Origin of the sequence: Butyricicoccus sp. AM05-1, assembly GCF_003474415.1 — a bacterium.
Taxonomy (GTDB): Bacteria; Bacillota; Clostridia; order Oscillospirales; family Butyricicoccaceae; genus Agathobaculum; species Agathobaculum butyriciproducens.
The window spans coordinates 3,303-16,239 of the sequence record NZ_QUDG01000018.1 but is presented as its reverse complement, the minus strand read 5'-3'; the positions used below and the strand labels follow the sequence as shown (position 1 = coordinate 16,239).

General features: G+C 55.9%; 8 protein-coding genes and 1 other annotated feature. Of the genes, 3 read left to right on the top strand and 5 right to left on the bottom strand.

Going from position 1 to position 12,937, the window contains the following annotated elements; all coding sequences use genetic code 11:
* Positions 1 to 93 precede the first annotated feature (93 nt).
* A complete protein-coding gene (locus DW088_RS14925; protein WP_118361784.1) occupies positions 94 to 1,749 on the top strand; it encodes a tryptophanase in 1,656 nt (551 codons plus the stop codon).
* A gap of 278 nt (positions 1,750 to 2,027) precedes the next feature.
* On the top strand, positions 2,028 to 3,440 hold the full coding sequence (locus DW088_RS14920; protein ID WP_118361782.1) for a sodium-dependent transporter: 1,413 nt from the start codon (positions 2,028 to 2,030) through the stop codon (positions 3,438 to 3,440).
* 569 nt (positions 3,441 to 4,009) lie between these two features.
* Here DW088_RS14920 and DW088_RS14915 read toward each other — a convergent pair.
* From DW088_RS14915 to rfbA, 4 genes are all read right to left on the bottom strand, one after another.
* On the bottom strand, positions 4,010 to 4,960 hold the full coding sequence (locus DW088_RS14915; RefSeq protein ID WP_118361780.1) for a TIGR03943 family putative permease subunit: 951 nt from the start codon (positions 4,958 to 4,960) through the stop codon (positions 4,010 to 4,012).
* 12 nt (positions 4,961 to 4,972) lie between these two features.
* Positions 4,973 to 6,076 (bottom strand): CobW family GTP-binding protein, encoded by a 1,104-nt coding sequence (locus DW088_RS14910; RefSeq protein ID WP_118361778.1) that lies wholly within the window; start codon positions 6,074 to 6,076, stop codon positions 4,973 to 4,975.
* 527 nt (positions 6,077 to 6,603) lie between these two features.
* Positions 6,604 to 7,056: a YjbQ family protein gene (locus DW088_RS14905; RefSeq protein WP_118361776.1), complete on the bottom strand. Its 453-nt coding sequence runs from the start codon at positions 7,054 to 7,056 to the stop codon at positions 6,604 to 6,606.
* A 13-nt stretch (positions 7,057 to 7,069) separates the two neighbouring features.
* A complete protein-coding gene (gene rfbA, locus DW088_RS14900) occupies positions 7,070 to 7,927 on the bottom strand; it encodes a glucose-1-phosphate thymidylyltransferase RfbA (RefSeq protein WP_118361774.1) in 858 nt (285 codons plus the stop codon).
* 157 nt (positions 7,928 to 8,084) lie between these two features.
* On the opposite strand from rfbA, the gene DW088_RS14895 reads away from it, so the two are divergent.
* A complete protein-coding gene (locus tag DW088_RS14895) occupies positions 8,085 to 9,290 on the top strand; it encodes an AAA family ATPase (protein WP_118361772.1) in 1,206 nt (401 codons plus the stop codon).
* A 328-nt stretch (positions 9,291 to 9,618) separates the two neighbouring features.
* On the opposite strand, the gene DW088_RS14890 is transcribed toward DW088_RS14895, so the two are convergent.
* Entirely contained in the window at positions 9,619 to 12,240 is a 2,622-nt protein-coding gene (locus DW088_RS14890; protein WP_118361770.1) for a valine--tRNA ligase, read from the bottom strand.
* An 80-nt stretch (positions 12,241 to 12,320) separates the two neighbouring features.
* Positions 12,321 to 12,533 (bottom strand) — a binding site (T-box leader).
* Positions 12,534 to 12,937 lie beyond the last annotated feature (404 nt).

Below are 12,937 nucleotides of genomic sequence, written 5' to 3'. Positions count from 1 at the left end.
GCAAGGCCGGAACCGGAAAAACGGCTTTGACAACCGGGGTACCTCCAAAACACAAACGGCGTAAAACGCACGATTTTATGGAGGTAATGAAAAATGAACAAGAACGAGAAGCACTATCCGCTGGATGTAGCAATGCCGCAGCACTGTGCATACGCTGTACGCGATCTTCCGCAGGCAACCGTTGAGCAGCGCGAGCGCGCACTGAATGCAACGCACTGGAACGAGTTCGCATTCCCGTCCGGCATGCTGACCGTTGATATGCTGTCCGACTCCGGCACCACCGCAATGACCAACCAGCAGCTGGCTACCCTGTTCCTCGGCGACGAGGCTTACGGCCGCAACACCGGTTATTACGTTCTGCTCGACACCTTCCGCGACATCTTCGAGCGCGGCGGCGAGAAGAACTGGAAGAAGATCATCGACCTCGTTCGCACCGACTGCCGTGACATCGAGAAGATGATGGACGAAGTTTATCTGTGCGAGTACGAAGGCGGCCTGTTCAACGGCGGCGCAGCTCAGATGGAGCGTCCGAACTCCTTCATTATCCAGCAGGGCCGTGCAGCTGAGTCTGTTCTGATGGAAATCGTTAAGAAGATCCTGGCTGCTCGTCATCCGGGCAAGGTATTCACCATTCCGTCTAACGGTCACTTCGATACCACCGAGGGCAACATCAAGCAGATGGGCTCTGTTCCGCGTAACCTGTACAACAAGGAACTGCTGTACGAAATTCCGGAAGGCGGCTCCTACGAGAAGAACCCGTTCAAGGGCAACATGGACATCGAGAAGCTCGAGCAGCTGATCACCTCTGTTGGTCCGGAGAACGTACCGCTGGTATTCACCTGCATCACCAACAACCCGATCTGCGGTCAGCCGGTATCCATGGGCAACCTGCGCGAGATCAACCGCGTAGCTCATAAGTACGACATCCCGCTGGTATTTGATACCGCTCGCTGGGCTGAGAACGCTTACTTCATCAAGATGAACGAGGAAGGCTACGCTGACAAGTCCATCGCTGAGATCGCTACCGAGATGTTCTCTTACTGCGACGCATTCACCATGTCCGCTAAGAAGGACGGCCACGCTAACATGGGCGGCATGCTGGCATTCCGCGATAAGGGCCTGTTCTGGCAGAAGTTCTCCGACTTCAACGAAGACGGCACCGTTAAGACCGACGTTGGCGTTCTGATCAAGGTTAAGCAGATCTCCTGCTACGGCAACGACTCCTACGGCGGCATGTCCGGCCGTGACATCATGGCTCTGGCAGCTGGTCTGTACGAGTCCTGCGACTTCGGCTATATGCATGACCGTGTATCCCAGTGCGAGTATCTGGCACAGGGCTTCTACAAGGCTGGCGTCAAGGGCGTTGTACTGCCGGCAGGCGGCCACGCTGTATACATCAACATGGACGAGTTCTTCGACGGCAAGCGCGATCACACCACCTTCGCAGGCACCGGCTTCTCTCTTGAGCTGATCCGCCGCTATGGTATCCGTGTATCCGAGCTGGGCGACTTCTCCATGGAGTATGACCTGAAGACTCCGGAGCAGCAGGCTGAGCTGGCTAACGTAGTTCGCTTCGCAATCGACCGCAGCCGTCTGACCAAGGAGCATCTGGACTATGTAATCGCAGCTGTTAAGGCTCTGTACGAGGATCGTGAGTCCATCCCGAACATGCGTATCGTTTGGGGCCACAAGCTGCCGATGCGTCACTTCCATGCATTCCTGGAGCCGTACCCGAACGAAGAGAAATAATTCCCTGTTCTATCCTTTCGTGAAAGGCGATACCGCATAATTGCATAAATTGTGCGGTATTCCCGCCAATGCCGCAGCAAAGGCGCTGCGGCATTGCATAACAGGAATTTCTCCTGACCTTTTTATAACTTGATAATCAGGGCGTAACCTGTGCCGCGTGGAAAGTGCACAGGAAAGCAAAGGACAAGGGCGTTCTTTTTCCCAGAAAACTAAACAGTTTCTGCGGCAAAGAGGACGCCCTTTTTCTATCCATTTACACATTAAAGGGGTGTAAGATAATGAGTAAAGAGCCTAAAAACTTAGAACAAAGAGATGGTTTCCAGAGTAAATGGGGTTTTATTCTGGCATGTATCGGCTCTGCGGTTGGTATGGGCAACATCTGGCGTTTCCCGATCATGGTGCAGAAGTACGGCGGCATGACCTTCCTGCTTCCCTATTTTATCTTTGTAATTTTGATCGGCAGTACCGGCGTTATCGAGGAGTTCGCTCTCGGCCGTCGTGCAGCCGCAGGTCCGGTTGGTGCGTTCGGTATGTGTACCAAGGAGCGCACCGGCAGTGAGAAATCCGGTAAGGCGATCGGCGCAATCCCGATCATCGGTGCATTGATGCTGGCAATCGGCTACACGGTCGTTCTCGGCTGGATCTTCAAGTACACCTTCATGTCCCTCTCCGGCAGCCTGTTCAATCTCGGCACGGATATGGGCGCAATCGGCGGCACCTTCGGCATGACCGCACCGGAGGCAGAAACGCTTCCCGAAGCCCTCAAGGCAATGGCGTCGGCTGGCTTCTTCGGCATCGGCAACGGCGTATGGCAGATCGTTGCACTGGTAGTTTCCCTCGCCATCATGGTAATGGGCGTTGCAGGCGGCATTGAGAAGGCAAACAAGGTCATGATGCCTGTTCTGTTCGGTCTGTTCCTCGTACTGGCAGTCTACATCGGCACTCTGCCCGGCGCATCCGAAGGCTATAAGTACATTCTGACCCTGAATCCGGCCGGTCTGGCTAAGCCCGACCTGTGGGTATTTGCATTCGGTCAGGCGTTCTTCTCCCTGTCTGTTGCAGGCAACGGTTCTGTAATCTACGGTTCCTACCTGTCCAAGAGCGAGGATATCCCGTCCTCCGCACGCAACGTAGCAGTATTTGATACCCTTGCAGCTCTGCTGGCAGCAATCGTTATCATTCCGGCAATGGCAGTTGTTCTGGGCGAAGGCATCCGCGACGTAACCGGCGGCCCCGGCCTGATGTTCGTTTACCTCGTAAATGTATTCAACGCAATGCCTGCTGGCCGTATCATCGGCGCGATCTTCTACATCTGCGTACTGTTCGCAGGCGTATCCTCTATCGTAAACCTGTACGAGGCACCGATCGCCTTCCTGCAGGAGCAGTTCAAGTTCAAGCGCGCAGCAGCCGTTGGCACCATTGGTGTGATCGGTCTGGTCGTTTCCATCGCAATCCAGCCGTGGACCTCTCAGTGGATGGACGTTGTTTCCATTTACATCTGCCCGCTCGGCGCTGCTCTGGCCGGCATCATGTTCTTCTGGGTACTCGGCAAGAAAAAGGCACTTGCTGCTGTTAACGAAGGCGCTAAGAAGCCCATCGGCAGCTGGTTCTTCCCGCTTGGTAAGTGGGTATACGTTATCTGTGCAATTGCTGCACTGATCCTCGGCATTATGTACGGTGGCATTGGCTAATCCCTCAAGCTAACCACTGTGACTTTCGTTAGACGTTCATGGGTTTATGAATCGTCTGTATCCCCCCTTTTGTCTTTGTCCCCCGTCACTGCTGTGTGGCGGGGGACATGCTTTTCTAATTAGAAATTAGCAATCAGCAGGCAGTAATCGCTGCATGCAAAGCAAAACCCCGGCTTTGCCGCACTTGACAAAACCGGGGCTGCTCGGGTATAATATACCCAAGGGATGCTGTTCAGGCAGTCAGACCTTAATTGATTAGCGATTTTTAGTCACTGACCGTTCGGGCCTAATCGAGCGGTCAGTGCGCTTTTATACAGAAAATGTACAGCAGGATTACTGCACATACGAAAAGCCGAAGCAATTTCTTCTGCATTTGCGACACCTCCTTTCCTCCCCAAACCGAGGAAAGAAAGAAGGTCTGACCGCTATCGGAACAACATCCGCTTACAGTATAGCATATACGACAGAATATTGTCAATAAACCGTCCTTTCGGGCGGTTTTTGTTGTTATAGCAGAAAAAGAGACGAACCAGGCAGGCTCGTCTCTTTTTACGTTGTATGGAGAAGATTCAGTTAAAGTAAACGATATCTTCCTTCGCCTTTTCGGCGGGTTCTACCGTGATGGCATGCAGCACCGGACCGGGACCACGGTACTGCGGCAGCTCCTCGACGGTGATGGACGCCGTTACCTTGACCCAGTCGCGGTTATGCAGCTGATCGCGGTCGGGATAGCGGCAGAGGAAGCCGAGGAAGGTGACGTCATCCGCACAGCAGACCATGCCGAAGCGGCCGGGCACGAAGCTGTCGGCGGGCACATCCTTGCCGACGTATGCCTGGGCAAGAAAGCGGACGGTCTTGCCGTCATACTTCATCGGGTCGCCGGTGGCGTCGATGTACCAGAGACCGTAGTCCTCCGGCTGAATGTCAATGATATCCGCATCCACATCAAACGGCAGCGGCATATTGCGGGCATAGTCCTCGGAATTGCCGTTCACGTCATCCAGATAGATTGCCGCACGCGGGTTCATCGCCTTGATGTTCTTCTTGTACAGCATATCCTTCAGCTCGTCCGTGCAGCGGTTGAACACAACCAGATCCGCAGTGGTGATATGCTCGAACATCATCGGGCCGATGTTGTTGGAATACAGCTCAAACGTGGTCGCATCGACCGTGGTGACGATCTGGTACAGCTCCCAGCGGGCTGGAAATGCCTGCATCAGCTTTTCCAGCTTCCACATGCCGTTGTACTCAACAAGAATGCGGTCCGGCTGGTATTTCTGCTCCACGCGCTTGAGGATATTCGGCGTCAGACGATCCTCGGACTCGATGGGCACAAGCGCGGTGCCGTAGTGCAGCAGCCACTTCTCGTCGTACTCCTCGATGCCCTCCTCGCACAGCAGCAGCACCGTGCGCTCGTTCTCGGTAAAGTTCGGGTCCGCGAGAATATCCTGAATGAACTTTGTCTTGCCGCTCTCCAAAAAGCCGGTAAAGACGTATACCGGAATGGGTTCGTTAGCCATAATCTGGTTACCTCACTTTTCGTTTACGCCGAACAGAGCAGCGATGCGCTCCTCATCCAGTTCGGAGCCGATGACGCACAGACGGCCGGTGTAATCGGCAGTGCCGCGGCGAATTTCGGGTGCGCCCGGAACGTAGTCAAAGTGCAGCCACTCGCCGCCGTCTGCGCACGGAACGATGCCCTTTGCACGCAGTACGGTGCCGAGCGTAACATCACCGAGCGCGGTAAGTGCCGCGTTAAGCTCGTCCTCGGTGTACTTGCGGGTCGTTTCCTTGCCCCAGGAGGTGAATACCTCGTCAGCATCGTGGTCATGGTCGTGCTCGTGGTCATGGTCGTGCTCGTGGTCATGGTCGTGCTCGTGGTGATGGTCATGGTCGTGGCAGCCGCAGGTGCAGTGCTCATCGTGCTCATGATGATGCTCGTGCTCGTGGTCATGCTCGTGCTCGTGCTCATGGTCATGGTGGTGATGATGATGCTCGTGGTGCGTCTCGTGCGCGATCTCCTCGAGAACCTCCGCAACGAGGTCGCGGCTGCCTTCCATGGTGGAGAGCAGCTGCTCGCCGGTCAAATCCTTCCACGGGGTGGTGACGATGCGGGCGTGCTCGTTCAGGCCGCGCAGCATGGCAACGGTCTCGTCGAGGCGCTTCTCCGGGCACTCAGCCGTGCGGGACAGCAGGATGGCACCGGCATGCGCCACCTGATTCTCGAAAAACTCACCGAAGTTCTTGAGATACATCTTGGCCTTGAGCGCGTCAACAACCGTGACGAAGCTGTTCAGCTGTACCTCGAGGTGCGCGTTCTGTACCGCAGCGATAACGTCCGACAGCTTGCCGACGCCGGACGGCTCGATCAGGATGCGGTCCGGATGGTACCGGTCCACAACATCGTGCAGCGCCTTGCCGAAGTCGCCAACCAGCGAGCAGCAGATGCAGCCTGCGTTCATCTCGTTTACAACAATGCCGGCATCCTTGAGGAAGCCGCCGTCAATGCCGATCTCACCGAACTCGTTCTCGATCAGAACAACCTGCTCACCCTTGAGCGCATCGGCCAGCAGACGCTTGATGAGAGTCGTCTTGCCGGCACCCAGAAAACCGGAAATAATATCAATTTTAGTCATGCTTTGTCGCTCCATTTCTATGCACGGCACAGGGATTCCCAAACCGTACTTAAATTTTTCGAACGCTTATATTATACCACATTTATCGAAAAAAGAAAAGCTATTTGGTTAGCGGACGCTAATCTTTCCTGCTGCGCGGTGCGTGAGGAGAAGTTAAACACAAAAACCGCCCAAAAGGACGGTTTATTGACAGTACATATTACGATATGCTATAATCAAGGCAGCAAACGGTGAATAAAGGTTGTTCCTCCCCATAGAAGGGAGGTGATCTGCATGACAATTCTGGAAGTCATTGGACTGCTTGATTTGCTCTGCTCGGTTATCTTTGGTATCCTCGGATACTTAAAGAAATAACCGCCCTCCGGTAGTTAAAAGAGAGCGGCTTCTTCTCGACTAAAAATCGAACTGAGGAACGACTGCTCTCCCTACAAGAGCCGCCGTTTGTCAGCTATATTATAGCGCGAAGCCCCGGTTTTGTCAAGCGACGAAACCGGGGCTTTGTTTTACCATTCCTAATCAGAAAGGAATTATTCTCCCATCACCTGAAAGACAATATCCCGCACGCGGTTGCGGGTATCGCACTCCACAAGGGTCAGATTCTGCCACGGGCCGATGGTGATCTCGCCATTCACGAACGGGATAACGATAAACGGGCTGAGCAGCGCCGCCTTGATGTGCGACGAGCCGTTATCATCGTGCCAGGTATCGTGGTGGTGGTAATGAATGACCGCACCGGTCTCATCGCGGTAGGGCGAAAAGACGTCCATCGCCGCCTTGAGGTCATGGTAGACCATGCCCGGCTCAAACTCGAGCGTGGTCAGACCGGCAACGCCGCCGGTGGTAAAGCCGGTGATCGTGCCGGACTTCATGCCGGTCTTGCGGCAGGCGTTCTGCACCGCTGCGCGGAAGTCGTCAGTAACGTCGATCATGCCCATGTGGGCCTTGGTGTGGTAGGTTTTGGTTTCGGTATAAACAGGCATTTGCGATTCTCCTTTAGAGGCACTCTAAGTAGCGGCCGTACAGCGTTTTGCTGAGGTCGGCGGCGTGACGGAGCAGCGTCTGACGGCTGATATAGCCGCGCGCGTACGCAATCTCCTCCGGACATGCGATGTAGCGGCCGCTCTCATCCTGCACGCGGCGGACAACCTGTGCGGATTCGAGCAGATTGTCGGCGGTACCGGCATCCAGCCAGACGAAATCCCGGTCGAGCTTTTCAACGTGCAGCTGACCGCGTTTCATGTACTCGATATTGACATCCGTAATCTCCAGTTCGCCTCTTGCCGAGGGCTTGAGCCCGCGGGCAATCTCCATAACCGAGTTATCGTAGAAATACAGACCCGGAATGATATAGTTAGACTTCGGATAGCGCGGCTTCTCCTCGATGGAAATAGCACGGCCCTGACCATCAAACTCCACAACGCCGAATGCACGCGGGTCATCGACATAGTAGCCGAACACGCAGGCGCCGGATTTCTGCTGCACAGCACGGTCCAGATAGTCCTGGAAATTGGGGGAATAGAAGATATTATCGCCCAGAACAAGGCAAACCGAGTCATCCCCGATGAACTGGGAGCCGATGAGCAGCGCGTCCGCGATGCCGCGTGCAACCTCCTGCACCTCGTAGGTGATGTTGACGCCGAAGCGGCCGCCGGAACCGAGCAGACGGTAGAACGGGCCTTCCTCTCCGGGCGGGATGATGATAAGAATATCGCGGATACCGGCCTGCAGGAGCGCAGCCAGCGGATAGTAGATCATCGGTTTATCGTATACCGGCAGCAGCGGTTTGCATACCGGACGTGTCATCGGGTACAGGCGCGAGCCCTTACCGGCGGCAAGAATGATTCCTTTCATTGGCTATTCCTCTATCTATATGGTTTTGTGAGATTAGTATAGCACACTTTGGGCAAATAAGAAAGCAATTTTCCGATATCCGCTCCCACCGAAAATACCTCTTGACAAATCGAACATTTGTTCGTATTCTATCAATCAAAGAAACGGAGGTGTTTTCATGTATGAAAACGAGATGAAGTCCGGATATCCGGTAAATTACGACCCGGATTACGCCTATGATGACGAAAACATGCCCGTTCCCGAGCAGGAGCCGGACGAGCAGTCGCTTGCGTTCCAGAAGGAAATCGAGGAACGGGAAGCCTTCATGCAGGAGCACATGACCCTGCCGGACGGCACAACAGACCTGACCACCTTCGGCTGGACGAGCCTGCGCAGGCTGATGTGCAAGGAGCTGCCGTCTATCCGGTACATCGTGGACGGCCTGCTGCCGCAGGGACTGGCGATTCTGGCCTCGCCGCCCAAATACGGCAAAAGCTGGCTTGCACTGGATCTATGTATCTCCGTGGCACTGGGCGAGCCGTTTTTCGGGCGCAAGACCGAGCCGTGCGACACACTCTATCTGGCACTGGAGGATTCCGAGCAGCGTCTGCAGTCGCGCGGACAGACCGTTCTCGGTGACCGCCTGCCGCCCGAGAACTGCTACATCGGCACGCTGGCGGGGTCGCTCGCTGACCGTCTGCCGCACCAAATCGAAGCCTTTCTGCACCGGTGGCCCAACATCGGCTTAATCGTTATCGACACCTTCCAGAAGGTGCGTGTCAGCGCACGCGCAGGCTCCAACCTGTACGACAAGGATTACAGCGATATGGGCATTCTCAAAAACATTGCGGACGCGCATAATATCTGTATTCTGCTCGTACATCATCTGCGCAAGGCGCCCGAGCCGGGCGACCCGTTTGCCCGCATTCTGGGCACACAGGGCATCAACGGTGCGTCCGATACCAACTTTGTTATGGTGCGCGAGGAACGCTCGGACGACATCACCCACTTTTACAGCGCAGGCCGTGATGTTATCTCCGAGGATTTGGAGCTGCAGTTTGATAAGCAGACGTGCCGCTGGCATCCGGTGGCGAACAAAGCCGCGCGTACCGCCGAGGAACGCTACCGCGCCGACCCGCTCGTACAGACCGCCGAACGGCTCGTTCGGGAGAATCCCGCAGGATGGCAGGGCACCGCGAGCGAACTGACCGGATGGGTGAAGGAGTTTACGGGGGTAAGCTATACTGCACAGTCCTTATCCCATCAAATGCGTAATCTCCGAGATGAATTGCGTAAATATGATGATATTATTTACCAGCCTGCAAGCTACTCCGGCAACAGCCGCCGTGTGCATGCACTCTATAAAAAACTTACTGTATGTTAGTGTATGATAGTGTATGTTGTTATACAGATTATCTCCTATATACAACCTGTTACCCACACTAACATACGCTGACATACACTAATCTGTTTGTTATCTCTTTACCGCAGGGCGCACCGCATCTAACGATTGGTATATGTTATCCCGTGCGGGCGAACAATGTTCGCCCCTACGGTTACGCATCTGCATATAGTTTACAAACGGTGCGCCGAGTCGTACCCCAGGGCACCTTCTCTTGCCCTTCGGGCAATTCACCTTGTCGCACCCTACGGGATACCTGCACAAGATAGGAAAAGAGTGGAAAGCACTTCACTCTCCACTCTTTCTTATTTTAATTCAGCGCTGCAATGGACTCCTCCAGCTTTGCGAGGTGCTCGCGCAGCTTTTCGGCCTTTTCGCGCTCGGCTGCAACAACCTTCTCGGGTGCCTTATCGACAAACTTCGGGTTGTTCAGCTTCTTCATAACAAAGTCGATATCAGCCTCGACCTTGCTCTTTTCCTTGCCGAGGCGGGCCCGCTCGGCCTCGAAGTCGATGAGGTCGCCCATCGGCATATAAATCTGTGCGTCGCCGGTGACTACGGATGCCATCTTGGCAGCGTCCGCCGGAACCGCGTCGATGAGCTCAATCTCGGAAGCGTAAGCCAGCTTCGGGAAGAAGCCTGCGCCTGCGGAGAAGGTGTCCTTCTTCTCGGTCAGGATGAGCACCTTGGCCTTCTTGGAGGGCGGTACGTTCATCTCGGCACGGCGGTTGCGGATGGCGCGGACAGCGTCCATCAGGCTCTCCATCTGTGCCTCCTCCGCGGCAAAGTGCAGCTCGTCCTTGTATTCCGGCCATGCGGATACCATAACGGACGGGCCTTCATGCGGCAGCGCCTGCCAGATGGTCTCGGTGATGAACGGCATGAACGGGTGCAGCAGCTGCATCGCGCCGCTCAGCACATAGCAGAGCACCTTCTGTACGTTCTCGTCGCCGGTCTGCAGACGGGTCTTTGCAATCTCGATATACCAGTCGCAGAAGTTCTCCCAGATGAAGTCGTTCAGCTTGGCAGCCGCCAGACCCAGCTCGTACTGGTCGATGTTGCGGGTAACATCGGCAACCAGTGTGTTGAACTTGCTGATGATCCACTTGTCCTCGATGGTAAGGTCTGCGGGCAGCTCGACTGCCTTGTCCTTGTCGATGGTCAGGTTCATCTGGATAAAGCGGGATGCGTTCCAAATCTTGTTGCAGAAGTTGCGGGACGCCTGCACGCGCTCATCCGAGAAACGCATATCGTTTCCGGGGCTGTTGCCGGTTGCGAGGGTAAAGCGCAGCGCATCCGCGCCGTACTGGTCGATGACCTCGAGCGGGTCGATGCCGTTGCCGAGCGACTTGGACATCTTGCGGCCCTGCGCGTCGCGCACCAGACCGTGGATATAGACCGTCTTGAACGGGGTCTCGCCCATGTGCTCCACACCGGAGAAGATCATGCGGGCAACCCAGAAGAAGATGATATCGTAGCCGGTAACAAGCGTAGAGGTCGGGTAGAAATACTCCAGCTCCTTGGTCTTATCCGGCCAGCCGAGCGTGGAGAACGGCCACAGAGCGGACGAGAACCAGGTATCCAGTACGTCCTCCTCCTGATGGATATGCGTGCCGCCGCACTTCGGGCAGGTGCATACATCGGTCTTGGAGACGGTCATTTCGCCGCAGTCCTCGCAGTAGAACGCCGGAATGCGGTGACCCCACCACAGCTGACGGGAGATACACCAGTCGTGTACGTTTTCCATCCAGCGCAGGTAGGTCTTGGAGAAACGGTCGGGCACGAACTTGGTCTTGCCCTCGTTTACAACGTCCATAGCGGGCTTGGCGAGCGGCGCCATCTTGACGAACCACTGCGCCGAGGTCATCGGCTCAACGGTGGTGCCGCAGCGGTAGCAGGTGCCTACGTTGTGCTCGTGGTCCTCAATCTTGACCAGCCAGCCGCCTTCCTCAAGGTCCTTTACAACCGCCTTGCGGCACTCGTAGCGGTCCATGCCCTCGTACTTGCCGCCGTTTGCGTTGACGGTCGCGTCCTCGTTGAACACGAGAATCTGCTCGAGGTTGTGGCGCTGACCCATCTCGAAGTCGTTCGGGTCGTGGCACGGCGTAACCTTAACACAGCCGGTGCCGAACTCCATGTCAACGTACTCGTCGCCGAAAATCGGAATCTCGCGGTTCATGATCGGGAGGATGCAGGTCTTGCCGATGAGGTGCTTGTAGCGCTCGTCGTTCGGGTTGACAGCAACGCCGGTATCGCCCATGAAGGTCTCCGGACGGGTGGTCGCAACCACCAGCTCGCCCGAGCCGTCCGCCAGCGGATAGCGGATGTGCCACAGCTTGCCCGGCTGGGTTTCGTACTCAACCTCAGCGTCGGACAGGGCGGTCGCGCAGTGCGGGCACCAGTTGATGATGCGGTGGCCCTTGTAGATGAGGCCCTTGTTGTACAGGTTTACAAAAACCTCGCGGACAGCCTTCGAACAGCCCTCGTCCATGGTGAAGCGCTCGCGGTCCCAGTCGCAGGAGGTGCCGAGCTTTTTGAGCTGGCTGATAATGCGGCTGCCGAACTTGTCCTTCCACGCCCAGACGCGCTTGAGGAACTCCTCGCGGCCAAGGTCGTAACGGGTCAGGCCCTCCTCCTTGCGGAGGTTCTCCTCTACCTTAATCTGGGTTGCGATACCGGCGTGGTCGGTGCCCGGCATCCACAGTGCCTCGTAGCCCTGCATGCGCTTGGTGCGGATGAGGATATCCTGCAGGGTCTCGTCGAATGCGTGGCCCATGTGCAGCTGGCCGGTAACATTCGGAGGCGGGATAACGATGGTGTACGGTTTCTTGTCCGGATTGACCTCGGCGTGGAAGAAGCCGGAATCGACCCAGAACTTGTACAGCTTGTCCTCGACCGATTTCGGGTCGTAGGTCTTAGGCAGTTCGCTCATTGATCTATCTCCTTCAATTTGATTTACGATATACATGCGGGATACCTCTGTGCAAACAAAAAAGAGCATACTCCTCCCAACAACAGGACGAAGTATGCTCCGTGGTACCACCTGAATTCGCGTAAAGACGCGCACTCGTTGCCCCGTAACGCGGGGGCAGACGGAACAGCTTAACGAACATTCGGCTGTTCTGCTCCAAAGCGACCTTCTTCTTCCCCGCCGAGGTGCTTGCACCGGCCGCACCCTCTCTAAACGCGCAAAGGAAAAATACTCCTCTTTTTCACTGCATTTGTGTATTAACTTTAATATTATAGCTGTTAAATTCGGGTTTGTCAAGGGATATCCCTTGTTTTCCGGCACCGACCCTCGGGGGCACGCGAACTGCGCAGGCGGTTCGCCCCTGACGGGCGGCAATTTTTTTCAGCACCGACCCTCTGGGGCACACGAACTGCCGCAGGCGGTTCGCCCTTTCCGGGCGGCAGGTTTTTCAGCACCGGCTGACTGGGGCACACGAACTGCCGCAGGCGTGTTCGCCCTTTCCGGGCGGCAGGTTTTTTCAGCACCGGCTGACTGGGGCACTCGAACTGCGTCAGCGGGTTCGCCCCTAACGGGCGGGAGTTTTTTCGCTGAACCTCAGCGGGGGGATTCGCCGTCTGCGGACGGCGGGAACGTTGCGGCGCCCGCCGCGGGGGGGCAA

Excerpts from the sequence above, each read along its gene's own strand:
- DW088_RS14925 (WP_118361784.1), top strand. The coding sequence starts at position 94 with ATGAACAAGAACGAGAAGCACTATCCGCTGGATGTAGCAATGCCGCAG.
- DW088_RS14920 (WP_118361782.1), top strand. The coding sequence starts at position 2,028 with ATGAGTAAAGAGCCTAAAAACTTAGAACAAAGAGATGGTTTCCAGAGT.
- DW088_RS14915 (WP_118361780.1), bottom strand. The coding sequence starts at position 4,960 with ATGGCTAACGAACCCATTCCGGTATACGTCTTTACCGGCTTTTTGGAG.
- DW088_RS14910 (WP_118361778.1), bottom strand. The coding sequence starts at position 6,076 with ATGACTAAAATTGATATTATTTCCGGTTTTCTGGGTGCCGGCAAGACG.
- DW088_RS14905 (WP_118361776.1), bottom strand. The coding sequence starts at position 7,056 with ATGCCTGTTTATACCGAAACCAAAACCTACCACACCAAGGCCCACATG.
- rfbA (WP_118361774.1), bottom strand. The coding sequence starts at position 7,927 with ATGAAAGGAATCATTCTTGCCGCCGGTAAGGGCTCGCGCCTGTACCCG.
- DW088_RS14895 (WP_118361772.1), top strand. The coding sequence starts at position 8,085 with ATGTATGAAAACGAGATGAAGTCCGGATATCCGGTAAATTACGACCCG.
- DW088_RS14890 (WP_118361770.1), bottom strand. The coding sequence starts at position 12,240 with ATGAGCGAACTGCCTAAGACCTACGACCCGAAATCGGTCGAGGACAAG.